This is a genomic window from Mesorhizobium sp. B2-8-1, from assembly GCF_006440955.1.
Lineage (GTDB): Bacteria > Pseudomonadota > Alphaproteobacteria > Rhizobiales > Rhizobiaceae > Mesorhizobium.
Genome location: NZ_VFTX01000001.1, coordinates 641,418 through 657,409 on the forward strand (window position 1 = coordinate 641,418; position 15,992 = coordinate 657,409).

At 63.2% G+C, this 15,992-nt stretch carries 15 protein-coding genes and 1 tRNA gene; 6 read left to right on the forward strand and 10 right to left on the reverse strand.

Annotation, left to right across the window (positions count from 1 at the left end; translation table 11 throughout):
* Positions 1-19 precede the first annotated feature (19 nt).
* Positions 20-364, reverse strand: coding sequence for a hypothetical protein (locus FJ428_RS03070; protein ID WP_140555952.1), 345 nt, complete (start codon positions 362-364; stop codon positions 20-22).
* Between the two features lie 298 nt (positions 365-662).
* Here FJ428_RS03070 and FJ428_RS03075 point away from each other — a divergent pair, with 298 nt between their 5' ends.
* Positions 663-1,781 (forward strand): glycosyltransferase family 9 protein, encoded by a 1,119-nt coding sequence (locus FJ428_RS03075; protein WP_140520751.1) that lies wholly within the window; start codon positions 663-665, stop codon positions 1,779-1,781.
* A gap of 160 nt (positions 1,782-1,941) precedes the next feature.
* Here the strand turns inward: FJ428_RS03075 and FJ428_RS03080 are convergent.
* Positions 1,942-2,018 (reverse strand) — tRNA-Pro (locus tag FJ428_RS03080).
* A 199-nt stretch (positions 2,019-2,217) separates the two neighbouring features.
* Here FJ428_RS03080 and FJ428_RS30175 point away from each other — a divergent pair.
* Both FJ428_RS30175 and FJ428_RS03085 read left to right on the forward strand, forming a co-directional pair.
* The gene (locus FJ428_RS30175) at positions 2,218-2,379 is read left to right on the forward strand and encodes a hypothetical protein (RefSeq protein WP_181167211.1); all 162 of its coding nucleotides are present in this window, start codon (positions 2,218-2,220) and stop codon (positions 2,377-2,379) included.
* 10 nt (positions 2,380-2,389) lie between these two features.
* Positions 2,390-4,630, forward strand: a complete 2,241-nt coding sequence (locus FJ428_RS03085) for an AGE family epimerase/isomerase (protein WP_140878916.1) — start codon at positions 2,390-2,392, stop codon at positions 4,628-4,630.
* A gap of 30 nt (positions 4,631-4,660) precedes the next feature.
* Here FJ428_RS03085 and betB read toward each other — a convergent pair whose 3' ends face one another.
* Genes betB through betI form a run of 5 tightly spaced genes read right to left on the reverse strand, consistent with a single transcriptional unit; the run spans position 4,661 to position 10,957 of the window.
* Positions 4,661-6,124, reverse strand: coding sequence for a betaine-aldehyde dehydrogenase (betB, locus tag FJ428_RS03090; RefSeq protein WP_140878917.1), 1,464 nt, complete (start codon positions 6,122-6,124; stop codon positions 4,661-4,663).
* 56 nt (positions 6,125-6,180) lie between these two features.
* Entirely contained in the window at positions 6,181-7,833 is a 1,653-nt protein-coding gene (betA, locus tag FJ428_RS03095; RefSeq protein WP_140878918.1) for a choline dehydrogenase, read from the reverse strand.
* Between the two features lie 3 nt (positions 7,834-7,836).
* Positions 7,837-8,844 carry a threonine/serine dehydratase gene (locus tag FJ428_RS03100; RefSeq protein WP_140878919.1) on the reverse strand — a complete coding sequence of 336 codons (1,008 nt, stop codon included), beginning with the start codon at positions 8,842-8,844 and terminating at the stop codon, positions 7,837-7,839.
* Positions 8,841-10,370 carry a choline-sulfatase gene (gene betC, locus FJ428_RS03105; RefSeq protein WP_140878920.1) on the reverse strand — a complete coding sequence of 510 codons (1,530 nt, stop codon included), beginning with the start codon at positions 10,368-10,370 and terminating at the stop codon, positions 8,841-8,843. Before betC ends, FJ428_RS03100 begins: the two co-directional genes overlap by 4 nt.
* Positions 10,367-10,957, reverse strand: coding sequence for a transcriptional regulator BetI (gene betI / locus FJ428_RS03110; protein WP_140624499.1), 591 nt, complete (start codon positions 10,955-10,957; stop codon positions 10,367-10,369). Before betI ends, betC begins: the two co-directional genes overlap by 4 nt.
* Positions 10,958-11,145: 188 nt before the next feature.
* Between betI and FJ428_RS03115 the strand changes: the two genes are divergently transcribed.
* Entirely contained in the window at positions 11,146-12,312 is a 1,167-nt protein-coding gene (locus FJ428_RS03115; RefSeq protein ID WP_140878921.1) for an acetyl-CoA acetyltransferase, read from the forward strand.
* Between the two features lie 26 nt (positions 12,313-12,338).
* Entirely contained in the window at positions 12,339-13,343 is a 1,005-nt protein-coding gene (locus FJ428_RS03120; protein ID WP_140878922.1) for an asparaginase, read from the forward strand.
* A 12-nt stretch (positions 13,344-13,355) separates the two neighbouring features.
* On the opposite strand, the gene FJ428_RS03125 is transcribed toward FJ428_RS03120, so the two are convergent.
* Positions 13,356-14,732 (reverse strand): TIGR03808 family TAT-translocated repetitive protein, encoded by a 1,377-nt coding sequence (locus tag FJ428_RS03125; RefSeq protein WP_140878923.1) that lies wholly within the window; start codon positions 14,730-14,732, stop codon positions 13,356-13,358.
* Positions 14,733-14,848: 116 nt separating this feature from the next.
* Between FJ428_RS03125 and greA the strand changes: the two genes are divergently transcribed.
* Positions 14,849-15,325 carry a transcription elongation factor GreA gene (gene greA / locus FJ428_RS03130; protein ID WP_140494772.1) on the forward strand — a complete coding sequence of 159 codons (477 nt, stop codon included), beginning with the start codon at positions 14,849-14,851 and terminating at the stop codon, positions 15,323-15,325.
* Positions 15,326-15,334: 9 nt separating this feature from the next.
* Here greA and FJ428_RS03135 read toward each other — a convergent pair whose 3' ends face one another.
* A complete protein-coding gene (locus FJ428_RS03135; RefSeq protein ID WP_140686660.1) occupies positions 15,335-15,724 on the reverse strand; it encodes a type II toxin-antitoxin system death-on-curing family toxin in 390 nt (129 codons plus the stop codon).
* Positions 15,721-15,942: an AbrB/MazE/SpoVT family DNA-binding domain-containing protein gene (locus tag FJ428_RS03140; RefSeq protein WP_140494768.1), complete on the reverse strand. Its 222-nt coding sequence runs from the start codon at positions 15,940-15,942 to the stop codon at positions 15,721-15,723. The genes FJ428_RS03135 and FJ428_RS03140 overlap by 4 nt, the downstream gene beginning before the upstream one ends.
* Positions 15,943-15,992: the final 50 nt, after the last annotated feature.

Below are 15,992 nucleotides of genomic sequence, written 5' to 3' on the forward strand. Positions count from 1 at the left end.
GGGGCGGCGGCACCTCAGCTCAACTCGCCAGCCCTGGGCATTTGCGCGCCCTGGCGGCGGCCATGGCCGCTTGCTGCTGCTTCAGCCGATCGATCCTGGTCGTTTCGCGATTGGCGACGGCGGCCTTGACGCTTGAGCCGCCCAGCAGCCATCTCGGAACACTGGTGCTGGCGACCTTGCCCCGCGTGATGGCTGTCTGCGAGATGCCTTTGGCGGCTTCGCCTATGGCGCTGTTCAGTTCGGCGCATGTCATCTTGTCGTAATTCGCCGGGTCGATCGATCCGCTGGTCGACGCGCAGCCTCCGACAAGGGCGAGAAGGAGCACGGGGATGAACGGCCTGCTGGGGGTCGAATGCAATTTCATGTCCACGACCTTACTCCAGCGTAAGCGACCATGGCCACCCTCCGATATGTCCGCATCCGTGCGGACGCCGAAACGAACCGGGGTCATTCACATTCACGACGGACACGAGTTCGACCTCGGCGGAACCCTTGAAAGAGAGCCTGCGAGCCCCATCTGCGTTGACAAATATTCCTGGTTGGTTGATGGCTGAGGCGATATCCTATATCAGCGGACAGAACGAGCTTGTCATTGCGCGGCTATTGCCTACATCGATCGTTTGTCGAAAATTTCTTTTTGGCTGAAATGGAATAGTCATTCCATGAAAAGTTGGATCAAGAATTCAAAAGAGCCGGCAAAGGCGCTGCCGAAGGCTGGCAACGTACAATCAATACTCATAAATCAGACGAAGTTTATCGGGGATGTTGTTCTAACTTCGGTTCTGGTCAGGCATCTGCGGGCAGAGTTTCCGAACGCGACGATCACCATGCTATGCCAGGCGGCGCTGGCGAAATTCGTTCTGGAGCAAGGCATCGCCGACAGCGTGGTTTCGCTCGATCGCGGCAAAATGCGCGGCTCCCCTTTCGAGCGCATGTCCGGAATGACCAGGCTCCTGCACGATCTGAGGAAGTCGGATTATGATCTTATCATCGATCTGTCCGACTCCAAGACATCACGGCTTGTGATGCGCTTCGTCAAGGCGCCTTTTCGCGTAGGCTATGTTCCATCGGAGCAGCCCCTGAAATTCTGGGAGCGCCAAAGCGCCAACATCTTTGCCGCCACATACGGCCATGGCGGCGAGCATTATCTGCATCGGTACCTGTCGCCGCTGTTTGCCCTTGGCATTCCTGTGACCGATCCTATTCCGTCCCTCAAGCCAACCGAATCCGGTTCGCGTCAGGCAAAGCAGCTGCTTGCCCGACACGAATTGGAAACGAAGTCGTTTGTCGCCGTCCATGCCGGCGCCAGTTTCCCAGGCCGTTGCTGGCAGCCTGACCGTTTCGCATCGGTCCTGGGAGAGATTTACCGTCGAAAGGGTCTCCGGGCGGTCATCGTTGGCGGCCCGGACGAGGCAGGTATCGCAGGCAAGGTGTTGGATGCGGCAACATCGCCGATCGTGAATCTCGTTGGCCAGGCACCCCTGACCACCCTTTTGCCCCTGCTGGGCGAGGCCCTGATCTTCCTGGGCAACGAAAGCGGACCCATGCACCTGGCCGCGGCCATGAAAACGCCCGTCGTTGGCCTGTTCGGTCTGACCCAACCTGACATCTGGGGGCCTCTTGGCGTTCCTAACCGTACGCTGCAGCCTCCGATGCCATGCAAGTGCATAGCGCCGGGCCTCTGCAAGGTGGGCAATGCAGGGGGCGTTTATTGCGTTCAACGGCTTGACGCCGCCGACGTCACCAAAGCGGCAATCGAACTCATAGAACGCGTCAGCTAAACCAATTCCAGGAAAACTGCGCAGCGGTTTTTCCGTCCGGAATTGCGTAAAGCGATGAATTGGAGCCGGAATTGCGTAAAGCGATGAATTGGAGCAGGCGACGATCAAACATCGAGCCGCTGCAGCGGGAACAACAAACACGCGTATCGCTTTGTTTTTCTGGTCGGAGTGGCAGGATTTGAACCTGCGACCCCCTCGTCCCGAACGAGGTGCGCTACCAGGCTGCGCTACACTCCGTGACCAGACGCGGGCTTATAGCCGCCGCATCTGGTTCCTGCAAGCGTCAATGGCAGCACTTCTGTCGCATTTCGCCAGCTTTCTTCGCGAGCCTGTTTCAGCGCCTCGAATAAACGCCGCTTAAAGGCTTCCGTGGTAGGGCACTCCTCGGCAAACGTTTGCGCGATTTGTGTTTCCAGCCGCCCGGAGATTTCCAGTCTTGACCCTCAGGATCGTTGGCGAAGCACGGCCCAACAGTTTCGGATTGCCGGAGCTTGTCGTGGTGGTGGAGAGCCCGGTATCGTCGCAGCGGCGCCGGCAGACGTTCGACGCGGTGCTGCGCCGTAGTCCGGAAGTCGGCGCCTACAACCAGATCTTTTGACAAGGGCATCATGAGCCAGCGCATCGTCAGTTTCGTCATGAGCGGCGGCGTCGGCTCGCGGCTCTGGCCGCTGTCGCGCGAGGACAATCCCAAGCAGTTCCACGACCTTTCGGGCGACGGCTCGATGCTGGCAAAGACCTTGCGCCGGCTGGCGTCACGGCCCAGCGGCGATACGCCCATCTTCATGATCGCTTCCGAACGCCATGCCGAGCGCGTCCATGCCGATCTCGCCGGCATAAACCTTGCCGGCGGTGGGCCGCTGTTCGAACCTACCGGCCGCAACACCGCCGCGGCGGTGGCGCTGGCAAGCCTGCGCACGCTCGCCGAATTCGGTGACGAACTGGTGCTGGTGGTGCCGTCCGATCACGAGATTTCGACCGCGCGGCAATTCTGGCAGAGCGTCGAGGCGGGCATCGCCGCTGCCAGCGCCGGGCGGCTGGTGGTGTTCGGCCTCAAGCCGACACAGCCGGAGACCGGCTATGGCTACATCGAAGTCGCCGCCGAAAGAGCAGGCGTGTTCGATGTCTCGCGCTTCGTCGAAAAGCCGGACCTTGCCACCGCCCAGGCCTATCTCGAAGCCGGCAATTTCCACTGGAACACCGGCATCTTCCTGTTTCGCGCCGGCGCCATGCGTGATGCTTTCGCAGCTTTCGAGCCGAAGATCTGGCAGGCGACCGAAGCTGCCTACAAGGCTGCGACATCGGACCTTTCCGGCTTCTACATGCCGCTGGACCTCTACGGCGCCATTCCTTCGGTCTCGATCGACTATGCCATCATGGAGCGGGCAAAGGACATCGCCATGGTGCCGGCCAGCTTTCGCTGGAACGATCTCGGCTCCTGGCAGTCGCTGCTCGATGTCGGGCCTGCCGATAGCCAAGGCAATGTCATCGCCGGCGACGTCGTCGCCATCGATTGCGAGAATTCCTACATTCGCAGCGATGGCCGGCTGCTGTCGGCCATCGGCATGAGAGATGTCGCCATCGTCTCGACATCGGACGCTACCTTCGTCGCCCCGGTCAGCCATAGCCAGCACGTCAAGAAGATCGTCGAGCAGCTCGAAAAATCCGGCCGGCTGGAAACCCGTTTCACGCCTGCCCACGACCGGGTCATCGAAAGCGGCGCCTGGCGCCGTCGCGTCCACCACTGGCTGTTTCAGGAGACGCTTCCGCTGTGGTCGACATCAGGCGTCGACGAACGCTATGGCGGCTTCCACGAGGCGCTTGGCTTCGACGCCACGCCGCTGATGAAACCCAAGCGCATGCGCACGCAGGCCCGCCAAGTCTACGCCTTTGCGGTCGCCAAGCAACGCGGCTGGGACGGCCCGGCCGACCGGCTCATCGCCCACGGCATCGACTTCATGGCCGGAAGCGGCCGAACGGCAAGGGGCGGCTGGGTGCGCACCCTCGACATCGACGGTTCGGTCGCCGACCCGGTCGAGGACGCCTACGATCATTCCTGCGTGCTTCTGGCGCTGGCACATGCCCACATGTCGGGCCATCCGGATGCGCTGCGGCTCGGCGAGGAGACCTTCGCCTTCCTCGATGCCCATCTCGAGGATAGCCGCATGACCGGCTTTCTCGAAACCTCGGACGGGCAGGGCGAGCGGCGCTCCAATCCGCATATGCATTTTCTGGAAGCCTTCCTCGCCTGGCACGAAGCGACAGGCGAGCGCGCTTATCTGCGCCGCGCGGCACGCATCATCGACCTGTTCCGCAACCACTTCTTCGATCCCGAAAGCTGGACGCTGGGTGAATATTTCGACGCCGGCTGGAGGCCCGTGGCGGGCGAGAAGGGTACCTGGACCGAGCCCGGCCATCATTTCGAATGGGCCGCGCTGCTTGTCGATTTCGCCGCTCTTAGCGGCCAGGCCGAACTGAGTGGCTTCGCCAGGAAACTCTATGCCTCGGCCATCGCCAATGGCCTCAACCGCGCCACAGGCCTTGCCTATGGCGCCGTCTCCCGGCAGGGTCTGCCGCTGGACCTGGTCTCGCGTAGTTGGCCACAGGCCGAAGCGGTCAAGGCGGCGATTGCGTTGGACGGTTCTGGCGGACCCGATCTCAAGCCGGAGATCGAGGAACGCGTAGGCCGGCTGTTCCGCTGGCACATCGACCCGGCGCCGCTGGGTCTGTGGATCGACCGCGTCGACGAGCGCGGCCGCTCGCGGGCATCAGATGTGCCGGCCAGCATTTTTTATCATCTCGTGTGCGCGCTGACGCAGTATCTGGATGGGACTGCCGAGAAGGGCGGCTGAGAAAGAGGCGCTGTCCCGACGACATTTTGCTCAATACGGGCTGACCACATCCCCGGTCTCGACATAAACCGCCTTCATCTGCGAATAGAGCGCCAGCGCGGCCAGTGAATTTTCTCGCCCAATGCCGGATTGCTTGACACCGCCGAAGGGGATTTCGACCGGGGTCAGGTTGTAGGCGTTGATCCAGCACGTGCCGGCCTGCAGCTCGGCGATGACGCGGTGGGCGCGCGACAGGTCGCGCGTGAACACGCCGGCCGCGAGACCGAACTCAGTGTCGTTGGCGCGCTCGACCACCTCGTCCTCGCCGTCGAATTTCAGCACGCTCATGACAGGCCCGAAGATTTCCTCGCGCGCGATGCGCATGCTGTCGCTCACCCCGGTGAACACCGTCGGCTCGACGAAGAAGCCGCCTTCAAAACCTTGCAGCGAGGGCACGTTGCCGCCGCAGGCGAGCGTGGCGCCTTCTTGCTTGCCCGCCGCGATGTAGGAGACGACCTTCTCCTGCTGTGCCTTGCTGACCAGCGGGCCCATCTGGGTTTCGGCATCGAGTGGGTCGCCGATGCGGATATTCTTGGTTCGCTCGACGAGCCGGTCGACGAAGCGGTCATGGATGCCCTTCTGGACGAAGACGCGCGTGCCGTTGGAGCAGATCTGCCCCGTCGAATAGAAATTGCCGAGCATGGCGCCGCCGACGGCATTCTCGAGATCGGCGTCGTCGAAGACGATCAGCGGCGACTTGCCGCCGAGTTCCATCGTCGCGTGCTTCATCTTCGAGCCGGCGAGCGACAGCACCTTGCGGCCGGTCGGCACCGAGCCGGTCACCGACACCTTGGCCACGACATCGTGGCTGACCAGGCTGGCGCCGACATCGCCATAGCCTTGCACGACGTTGAACAGCCCGTCGGGCAGGCCTGCCTCGCTGTAGATCTCGGCCAGGGCCAATGCCGACAATGGCGTGTTTTCCGATGGTTTGAACACCATGGCGTTGCCCATGGCGAGCGCGGGCGCGGATTTCCAGCCGGCGATCTGGATTGGATAGTTCCAGGCGCCTATGCCGACGCAAACGCCGAGCGCCTCGCGCCGCGTGTAGGCGAAGGCCCCGCCCAAATCGACAGCCTCGCCATTGTAAGCTGCAACCGCGCCGCCGAAATATTCCAGGCAATCCGCGGCCGATGGCGCATCCGCCACCAGCGTTTCCTGAATCGCCTTACCGGTGTCGAGCGTCTCGAGGCGGGCAAGATCGGCGTTGCGGGCGCGCAAGATGTCGGCGGCGCGGCGCAGGATGCGGCCGCGCTCCACCGGCTTCAGCCGCGCCCAAGCCGGTTGCGCGGCACGCGCAGCCTCGATGGCGAGTTCCAGCACGTTCGGCGTCGCCGAGCGCAGCAGGGCGATGGTCTCGCCGGTTGCCGGATAGATGACCGGCAGTGGCGCGCCTTGCTCGTCGTCTATGTAGCGTCCGTTGACATAGTGCGATGCCGTTGGCTGGGCGCGCATGGGCTTCTCCAAATCGTCTTAGCGGCATGCCGATCGTGCGGTTGCACGATCATGCTCTATCTGTCGGACGCCTGCCAGCGGGGATTGATCCATGGTTCCTGGTTGGAAGGCGCCAGCGGCGTGCGGCCAAGGATGTGGTCGGAAGCTTTCTCGCCAGTCATGATCGACGGCGCGTTGAGATTGCCGTTGGTGACGCGCGGGAAGATAGAAGAGTCGGCCACGCGTAGGCCCTCGACGCCGATCACGCGGCATTCCGGATCGACGACGCTCGTGACCTCGTCGGCGCGGCCCATCCGGCAGGTGCCGCAGGGATGATAGGCGCTTTCGGCGTGATCCCTGATGAAGATGTCGAGGTCGTCGTCCGATTGCACGTGGCTGCCGGGCGAAATTTCCTGGCCGCGGAAGCCGTCGAAGGCCTTCTGGCCGAAAATCTCGCGCGTCAGCCTGATGCAGTGGCGGAACTCGCTCCAGTCGTCGGGATGCGACATGTAGTTGAAGTGGATCACCGGTTTCGAATTCGGATCCGGCGAGCGCAGCGTCACCGAGCCGCGCGACTTCGAGCGCATTGGCCCGACATGCGCCTGAAAACCATGCGACTTCGCCGCCGCCTTGCCGTCATAGCGCACCGCCGCCGGGATGAAGTGGTACTGGATATCAGGATAGTCGACGCCGGCGCGCGAGCGCACGAAGGCAGCCGCCTCGAAATGATTGGTGGCGCCAAGGCCGGTCTTGAAGAACAGCCACTGCGCCCCGATCATCGCCTTGGAGAACGGATTGAGCACCGAATTTAGCGTGATCGGCTTTGTCGATTCCTGCTGGATATAGAGTTCCAGATGGTCCTGCAGGTTGCGGCCGACGCCGGGTCTATCGGCTACCACCGCGATGCCGTTTTCCCTGAGATGCTCTGCAGGCCCGATTCCCGACAGCATCAGGATTTTCGGCGAGTTGATCGACGATGCCGCGACGATCACCTCACGTCGCGCCTTAACGACCTGAATCTGTTTGCGAGCTTCGATCTCGACGCCGATGGCGCGTTGATTCTCGATGATCACCCGTCGCGCAAAGCCCTTGACCAAGCTTACGTTTTTGCGCCTGAGCGCCGGCTTCAGATAGGCTGATGCCGCCGACCAGCGGCGGCCGCCGAAAATGGTCTGCTCCATCGGGCCGAACCCCTCTTGCCTGGAGCCATTATAGTCGTCGGTCAGTTCGAAGCCGGCTTGGCGGCCCGCCTCGACGAAGGCGCCATAGAGCGGGTTTTTCCGCGTGCCGCGCCGCACGTGCAGCGGCCCACCACGGCCCCGCCAGCCGTCCTCGCCGCCCTCCGCATCTTCCATGCGCTTGAAATAGGGAAGCACGTCGGCGAAACCCCAGCCGGCGGCTCCCTGTTCGGCCCAGTGGTCGAAGTCGCGGGCGTGGCCGCGCACATAGACCATGCCGTTGATCGAGGACGAGCCTCCGATCACCTTGCCGCGCGGCGTCGCCAGCACGCGGCCGCCGAGATGCGGCTCGGGCTCGCTGGCAAAACCCCAGTCGTAGAGGCTCATATTGAGCGGGATCGACAGCGCCGATGGCATCTGGATCAGCGGCCCGACATCGGAGCCGCCGAATTCGATAACGATGACCGAGTGCTTGCCATCCTCCGACAGGCGATAGGCCATGGCCGAGCCGGCGGAGCCGGAGCCGATGATGACGAAATCCGCTTCAAGCATTGTTCATATGCGCCCATCGTTCATATGCGTGATGAAATCGGCGAGCGAGACATTGCCGCCGGTAGCCACCACAAGGACGGTCTTGCCGGCCACATCCACCTTGCCGCCGAGCAGTGCCGCCAGCGAGGCAGCTCCGGACGGCTCAAGCACCAGCTTCATCCGCTCGAAGGCGATTTTCATTGCCCGCCGCACCAAGGCGTCGTCGACAGTGATGCCGCGAACGCCGGCGGTTCTGACCGCCGCGAACGGCGCGTCGCCGGGCCGCCGCGACATCAGCCCGTCACAGATCGAATTCGGGGCGAGCGGCATGGTCTCGATGCTGCCATGCGCCAACGAGGCGCCCATGCCGTTGAAACCTTCGGGCTCGACGCCGATGATTTCTGTGGCCGGCGACAGGTAGTGGAAAGCGAGCGAAACGCCGCCGATCAGGCCGCCGCCGCCGACCGAGCAGAACAGCACGTCCGCCTTCGCGCCCTTGGCAGAAAGCTGCTCCAGCGCCTCCAGCCCGGCACCTGCCTGGCCGGCCACGATTTCCGGATCGTCGAAGGGATGCAGCAATGTCAGCGCTTCGGTCTCGGCGATCTCGCGCGCCTTAGCGGCAGCGACTTCCTCACGCGCGCGCTCGCCGTGATCGGTAAGCACCACGCGCGCCCCGTAGCCTGCTGTGGCGTCGCGCTTGGCGGCCGGAGCGTCGATCGGCATGACGATGGTGACGGGAATGCCGAGCGCCTGGCCCGCAGCCGCCAGTCCTTGCGCGAAATTGCCGGAAGAATAAGCGACGACGCCCTTCTTGGCTTCGTCGGGCGACAGCCGCTTCAGCCGCCAATAGGCGCCCCGAACCTTGAACGATCCCGCCCATTGCAGCGATTCCGCCTTGACGAAGACGCGAGCGGCGCCGGTTTCCCTGGCGAGCGCCGCCGATTCCAGCAGGGGCGTGATCTGCGTCGCCTTGGCGGTGACCGCATAGGCTTGCTTCAGGTGGTCGAGTGAGGGGACAAGCGTAGTCATCATTCGCCTCGCGGATACCGCTTGCTCTCCTCGAGAGTGTCGAGGTTCATGTGGTTGCGCATGTAGCGCTCGGACGCTTTCTGCAGCGGCTGGAAATCCCAGGGGTAGTAGGCGCCGTTGCGCAGCGCCCGATAGACGACCCAGCGGCGCGCCTGGCTTTCGCGCACCGCAGCGTCGAAAGCGGCCATGTCCCAGCGCGCCCGCACCTTTTCCATGAACGCCGCGACCAGCGGTTCGTTGGCCGGATCGGCCGCGAGGTTTTCCCGCTCCAGCGGATCGGATTGGAGATCGAACAGTTGCGGCGCATCGAGCTCGCAATGGACGAACTTGTATCGGCCCTCGCGGATAGCCACCAGAGGCGCGTATGAACCCTCAGCCGCATATTCCATCAGCACAGGCGCGCTGCGCCGCTCACCGTCGATCAGAGGCAGCAGCGATTGGCCATCGGTCCATGGCGAGACGGCATCGATGTCGATGCCAGCGAGTTCGCAAAGCGTCGGAGTCACGTCGAGATTGGAAACCGGCGCTTCGATCAGCCCGGCCGCAACGCCCCTGCCGGCAATCATCAGCGGCACCCGCGCCGAGCCCTCGAAGAAGCTCATCTTGAACCACAGGCCGCGCTCGCCGAGCATGTCGCCATGGTCGGAGCAGAACAGGATGGTGGTGTCGTCAAGCATGCGCGTCCGCTTGAGGACGTCCAGGAGCTCGCCGAGCTTGTCGTCGACATAGGAAATATTGGCGAAATAGCCACGCCGCGAACGGCGCACCTGCTCAGGGGTGATCTGGAACGACGGATAATCGCTGGCGACATACAGCCGCTGCGAATGCGTATCCTGTTCGTCATACGCAATGAAATTGGTTTCCAGGTCGAGCGCCTGGCAATTTTCGTAGAGATCCCAGTACTGCTTGCGCGCGACATAGGGGTCGTGCGGATGTGACAGCGAAACGGTCAGGCACCAGGGCCGGCGCTCCTCATCATCCTGCTCCCGCGAAAGCTGGTAGAGCTTCTGCGTGGCGAGGAACACGACCTCGTCGTCATATTCCATCTGGTTGGTGGTTTCCGCAATGCCGGCCCCGGTCACCGAACCCAGATTGTGATACCACCAGTCGATGCGCTCGCCGGGCTTACGATAATCCGGCGTCCAACCGAAATCGGCGGGGTAGATGTCCGTGGTCAGCCGTTCCTCGAAGCCGTGCAACTGGTCCGGCCCGACGAAGTGCATCTTGCCCGACAGGCAAGTATGGTAGCCGGCGGCGCGCAGATGATGAGCGAAGGTCGGGATCGACGAGGCGAACTCGGCGGCGTTGTCATAGACTCCGGTGCGCGACGGCAACTGGCCGCTCATGAACGAGGCACGGCCCGGCGCACAGAGCGGCGAGCCGGTGTAATTGTTGCGGAAGCGCGCTGAGCGGGCGGCCAACGCCTTCAGATGCGGCGCGTGCAGGAAGTCAGCCGGCCCGTCCGGAAAGAAAGTTCCGTTGAGCTGATCGACCATGACGATCAGGAAGTTAGGGTGCTTGCGTGTCACTGCGTCTGCCGTCCGCTGAGTTTCGTTTCGAGATAGTCTTCGACCAATGCGATCGCGGTCGCGGCATCGGGCACGCCGTCCTTGAGCGCGCGCCGGATGTAGAGCCCGTCGATCATCGCCGCCGTCGCTTCGGCGACGCGGTCGGCCTCTGCTCGGGACAGGATGCCGGCCAGCCCGCTCATCAGGTTCGAATGCAGCCGCCGCGCATAAATCCTGAGCAGCCGGCGCAACGCAGCCGATTTCTGCGCCTCGACATAGAAGGCGAGCCAAGCGGCGATCGTTTCGGCCCGGAACTGGATCTCGGAGAAATTGACGGCCACCACCACGGAGACGCGTTCGCGTGGGGAACCGGTGGATTGAAGCGCGCGCCGCATGTCCGTGGTCAGTTCGGCCAGGATATGCCGCATCGTCGCGAACAGCAGCTCATCCTTGGCACCGAAATAGTGATGGGCCAGCGCCGACGACACGCCGGCGCGCCCGGCGATCTCAGACATCGTTACGTCGAGCGAGCCGCGCTCGCCGATCGCCGAGATCGTCGCGTCGATGAGCGCTTTACGGCGCAGTGGCTCCATTCCGACTTTCGGCATGCCGTTCCCATTGTTTCGGCGAAGATTATTTTTTATTGACGGGTCAATCAACAAAAATCCAGCCCGAACAACAACCGATTGTCGGCTCTGGCTCATCCCGCAGATTGGAAAACGGTTCACTATTGAACAATATTAAGTACTCAGGCCGCGATATGACGTGTTAGGATCCGCGGCAAATGGAGGTTGCCATGACCGCATGCATCGTCGGCTGGGCGCATTCGCGCTTCGGCAAGCTTGAAGGCGAAACGCTGGAGAGCCTGATCGTCAAAGTGGCAACCGAGGCGCTCGACCATGCCGGCATTGGCCCGGACGACGTCGACGAGATTGTGCTCGGACATTTCAACGCCGGCTTTTCCGCACAGGATTTCACCGCCAGCCTTGTCCTCCAGGCCGACGACCGGCTGCGCTTCAAGCCGGCGACGCGCGTCGAGAACGCCTGCGCCACCGGTTCGGCCGCTGTCCGGCAAGGCATCCGCGCCATCGATGCCAATGCCGCCCGCATCGTGCTGGTGGTCGGCGCCGAGCAGATGACGACGACGCCCGGCCCCGAGATCGGCAGGAACCTGCTGAAAGCCTCCTATTTGCCCGAGGATGGCGACACGCCGGCCGGCTTTGCCGGCGTCTTCGGCAAGATCGCACAAGCCTATTTCCAGCGCTACGGCGACCAGTCGGATGCGCTTGCCATGATCGCCTCCAAGAATCACAAGAACGGCGTCGACAATCCCTATGCGCAGATGCGCAAGGATTTCGGCTACGAATTCTGCCGCCAGGAGAGCGAGAAGAACCCCTTCGTCGCTGGCCCGCTGAAGCGCACCGACTGCTCGCTTGTCTCCGACGGTGCCGCCGCTCTCGTCCTCACCGACACAGCGACGGCACTGAAGATGCGCCGCGCCGTCACCTTCCGCGCCAACGAGCACGTGCAGGATTTCCTGCCGATGTCGAAGCGCGACATCCTGACCTTCGAAGGCTGCGAGCAGGCCTGGAGCCGGGCGCTCAGGAATGCCGGCGTGACGCTTGATGATCTCTCCTTCGTCGAGACGCATGACTGCTTCACCATCGCCGAATTGATCGAATATGAAGCCATGGGCCTGGCGAAACCCGGGGAGGGCGCGAGGCTGGCGCTGGACGGCACGACCGCAAAGGACGGACGGCTGCCGGTCAACCCGTCCGGCGGCCTGAAGGCGAAGGGTCATCCGATCGGCGCCACCGGCGTGTCGATGCATGTGCTGAGCGCCATGCAGCTCGTCGGTGAGGCCGGCGGCATCCAGGTGCCCAACGCCAAGCTTGGCGGCATCTTCAACATGGGCGGCGCGGCGGTCGCGAACTACGTTTCCATTCTCGATCGGATTCGGTAAAAGCGACCCGCATCCGCGGGGGCAACATGACAAATCCGGTTCTGATCGAAGTTCTGCGTGGCGCCATCGTCGAGAGCGCGCACCGAGGCGCGGTCGCGGTTTTCGACGCCGATGGCAGGCCGGTTCTCGAGATCGGCGACACATCGAGGCCGGTGTTTCCGCGCTCCGCGGTCAAGGCAATCCAGGCGCTGCCTCTGGTCGAAAGCGGTGCTGCCGATGCCTACGGCTTCGGCAACCGCGAACTGGCGCTGGCCTGCGCCTCTCATTCGGGCGAACCGGCCCACGTCGAACTGGCGCGGTCGATGCTCGCCAGGGCCGGGCTGGACGGGTCGGCGCTTGAATGCGGCGCGCATTGGCCGTCGAGCCACGACGCGACGATCGCACTCGCCCGCGCCGGCGGTTCCCCGAACGCCTTGCACAACAATTGCTCCGGCAAGCATTCCGGCTTTCTTTGCACCTGCGTCCATTCAGGCATCGAGCCCCACGGCTATGTCAGGGCGGATCACGCCTTGCAGGAAATGGTGCGCGACGCCATGCAGGCGGTGACAGGAACTCGCCACGGCGCCGACGAACGCGCAACCGATGGCTGTTCGATCCCGACCTACGCGGTGCCGCTCAGGAGTTTTGCGCTTGGCTTTGCCCGCATGGTGACCGGCAGGGGCTTCGCGCCCGGGCGCGCCAGGGCGGCAAAGCGATTGTTGTCGGCTTGCATGGCCGAGCCGTTCTTCGTCGCCGGCACAGGCCGCGCCGATCTCGCGCTGATGCAGGCGGCGCCTGGCCGAATATTTGCGAAGGGCGGCGCCGAAGGGGTCCATTGCGCGGCGCTTCCCGAGCTTGGCCTCGGCATCGCACTCAAATGCGATGATGGTGCCGGCCGGGCCGCCGAATCCATGGTGGCCGCAATCATCGCCCGACTGCTGCGTGCGGACGAGGTTTTGGCGGCGAAGCTGCTCGAAATGGCGAATGCACCCATCGAAAGCCGGATAGGCGCCACGGTCGGTGCGCTCAGGCCGACGGCGGCACTGGCCTGAGACAGACGTTTCTCAACTGACGTGATTGCGCTCGACGGTCAGATGCGGAAAGCCGGTATCGGCTGACGCGGCGAGATCGCCCGTGGCCGGATCGGCCCAGCGCTGCCCGACAATGGCGCCATTGCGTGCGCCGTCGATGACATTGTCGGAGATGATGGCGGTTCCGGCACCGTCGACCACGCTGACGACGATGCCGGTGCCCGCTTTGCGGATGATGTTGCCGGTGGCCACGACGTTGCGCAGATACGGTCCCCAGCCGATCGACATGCCGTAGAGCGGCGCATTCTCGATGACGTTGTTGGACACGGTGGTGTCGGCCTCGACGCCGATGCCGACGCCGAATCCCGGCGGGTCGGCGGGGTAGGGGCCTGATGTCGACAGGTTGCGCACGATGTTGCCCGAGCAAACACCCATGCGTCCGCCTTCGTTGAAATTGACGATCGAGATGCCGTTGGCGGCACCATCGACGATGTTGTTGCTGATAACGGCGCCCTCGAACGAGAATTCGGAATAGACCGCCGTTTCGCCGGAACGCATGCAAGTGTTGCCCGATACTTGCAGATTGCTGGCGCTGTTGGCGCGGATGGCGGAGAATGCGCAGTCCGAAACAATATTGCCGGAGACGATCACGTTGGCGGCGCGGAAGGCATTGATGCCATTGCCGTTCTGGCCAGTGCCGCCGCCGCGCGCCGCGATGCGTTCGACCCGGTTGCCGGTGACGATGGTGCCGTCCTCCGCCGCTTGCCAGCGGTGCACGAGGATGCCGCCATTGGCGCAGTCGGAGACGGTGTTGCCTGTGATCGCCAGCCCTGCGGCCTCGACCGAATAGATGCCGGTGTCCGCCGCTCCGGATATTTCCGTGCGCTCGACCCGGCCCGCCGCGTGCTCGAGCGCCAGCCCGTTCTTGCCGCTGCCGGTTATCTGGCAATTATCGACGATGAGATGCGCCACGCGGCGCAGATCGAGCAGTCCTTGCGCGTAGTCGCCCATCGAGCGGTTTGAGCCGTCGAGGACCAGGCCGCTGAGCTCGATGTGATCGGCTTGTTCGGCCATGAACAGGTGGCCGTCGCCACCATAGACGATGCGCGTTGCGCCAGGCACGCCGGTAAGGCGCACCCGGCCGGGCAGCGTCAGGTTGGACACGACATAGGTGCCGGGCTGCAGGAAAACCGGCATGTCGCGATCGCTGGCCTCGCGCAGCAGCTTGGCGAAAGCCTTGCTCTGATCGTCAAAGGTGCCGGGTTGCACGCCAAGCTCGGTGGCGTTGATCGATCCGCGCATCGAGGCTTTCTCGACGCCGGGCAAGCTCGCGGCGGCTGCCTTGCCCAGCGAAAGCCCGAACACGGCAAAACCGGCTGTCCGGACAAGCAGCTTGCGTCTGTTCAACATCGGCACAGGTCCTGGCTTTTGCCCATCTAGTGGCAGGATTCGTGCCAGTCAGGCACCTGCGTCCCCGGCGAGGGCAATGACTTGTGAAGTCGTGAGGGCGGGCATAAGTTCAAGGAATGAGCAGAGCCTTTACCCGCGAGGAAGACAGCGAAAACGCCATCGCAGGCGTCGGCGAACGGCCGATCAGTCAACACCGCAACTTGGTGACGGAGCGTGGCCTGGCAATGATCGACGAGAATCTGGCCGATCTGCGCGACATATTGGCCAAAGCCGAGCGGCGGGGAGACCGCGAGCGCATCGCACTAGTATCTCGCGACCTGCGCTATTGGACCGCGCGGCGCGAAAGTGCCGAGCTTTCGGTGCCCGAGCCCGGGAGCGATGTCATCCGCTTCGGCATGGGCGCCACGCTCGAAGCCGACGACGGCAAGAAGGTGCACTGGAAGATCGTGGGCGAGGACGAGGCTGACCCATCGAAAGGCAGCATTTCCCATGTATCGCCAATGGCGATTGCTTTGTTTGGCAAGAAGGTCGGCGATGTCGCCACCGTCAATGGCAAGGAATGGGAAATCGTCAAGCTGAGCGCGGGCGGCTGAACCCCAACATCAGTCCTCGGTCTTCACGATGTGGTCGCGAAAAAATGCGGCGGCACCCGCTTCATCGATCTCGCCGGCGGCGACAGCCATCACGAATTCATAAAGCGTGCCGTTGTCCGCCGTCAGGACGTGACCGTTGACGATCAGGAAGGCGCCGGCGGCGACAATAGCCGTGCGTTTGTTGCCGTCGACAAAGGCATGATTTCTGGCAATGCCGAAGACATAGGCTGCTGCAAGATCTGCAATCGACGGAGTGCCGTAATTAGCCTTGTTCTCGGCCCGGGCCAGTGCCGATTCAAGTGCATTTTCATCCCGCAAACCTTGTGCGCCGCCATGCCGGCGCAATTGTTCGGCATGCATCGCCTCCACCGCGCGGCGCGACAGGAACTCCCAGTTCATTCGGCGAGCTTCTGGAGCGCGACCTTGTACTTGTCCATGACCTTGCGAGCAGCTTCCATCTGCCGCTCGAAACTATCGTCGACCGGTTTGAGGACGATGTCCTTGTCCGTTTCGAGAACCTGAAGCTGATCACCGGCTTTGAGATTCAGGCGGTCGAGTAGCTCCTTGGGCAGGATCACACCTTCGGAATTGCCGATCTTGCGAATGGTGGTGTTCATGCTGGATCAGCCCTGTTGCAACGCCGATTATAACTCGATCGCTGTGTTGT

Excerpts from the sequence above, each read along its gene's own strand:
- FJ428_RS03125 (WP_140878923.1), bottom strand. The coding sequence starts at position 14,732 with ATGTTGAACAGACGCAAGCTGCTTGTCCGGACAGCCGGTTTTGCCGTG.
- FJ428_RS03115 (WP_140878921.1), top strand. The coding sequence starts at position 11,146 with ATGACCGCATGCATCGTCGGCTGGGCGCATTCGCGCTTCGGCAAGCTT.
- FJ428_RS03070 (WP_140555952.1), bottom strand. The coding sequence starts at position 364 with ATGAAATTGCATTCGACCCCCAGCAGGCCGTTCATCCCCGTGCTCCTT.
- betA (WP_140878918.1), bottom strand. The coding sequence starts at position 7,833 with ATGCTTGAAGCGGATTTCGTCATCATCGGCTCCGGCTCCGCCGGCTCG.
- FJ428_RS03140 (WP_140494768.1), bottom strand. The coding sequence starts at position 15,942 with ATGAACACCACCATTCGCAAGATCGGCAATTCCGAAGGTGTGATCCTG.
- FJ428_RS03075 (WP_140520751.1), top strand. The coding sequence starts at position 663 with ATGAAAAGTTGGATCAAGAATTCAAAAGAGCCGGCAAAGGCGCTGCCG.
- betI (WP_140624499.1), bottom strand. The coding sequence starts at position 10,957 with ATGCCGAAAGTCGGAATGGAGCCACTGCGCCGTAAAGCGCTCATCGAC.
- FJ428_RS03120 (WP_140878922.1), top strand. The coding sequence starts at position 12,339 with ATGACAAATCCGGTTCTGATCGAAGTTCTGCGTGGCGCCATCGTCGAG.
- betB (WP_140878917.1), bottom strand. The coding sequence starts at position 6,124 with ATGCGCGCCCAGCCAACGGCATCGCACTATGTCAACGGACGCTACATA.
- FJ428_RS03085 (WP_140878916.1), top strand. The coding sequence starts at position 2,390 with ATGAGCCAGCGCATCGTCAGTTTCGTCATGAGCGGCGGCGTCGGCTCG.
- FJ428_RS03100 (WP_140878919.1), bottom strand. The coding sequence starts at position 8,844 with ATGATGACTACGCTTGTCCCCTCACTCGACCACCTGAAGCAAGCCTAT.
- FJ428_RS03135 (WP_140686660.1), bottom strand. The coding sequence starts at position 15,724 with ATGAACTGGGAGTTCCTGTCGCGCCGCGCGGTGGAGGCGATGCATGCC.
- greA (WP_140494772.1), top strand. The coding sequence starts at position 14,849 with ATGAGCAGAGCCTTTACCCGCGAGGAAGACAGCGAAAACGCCATCGCA.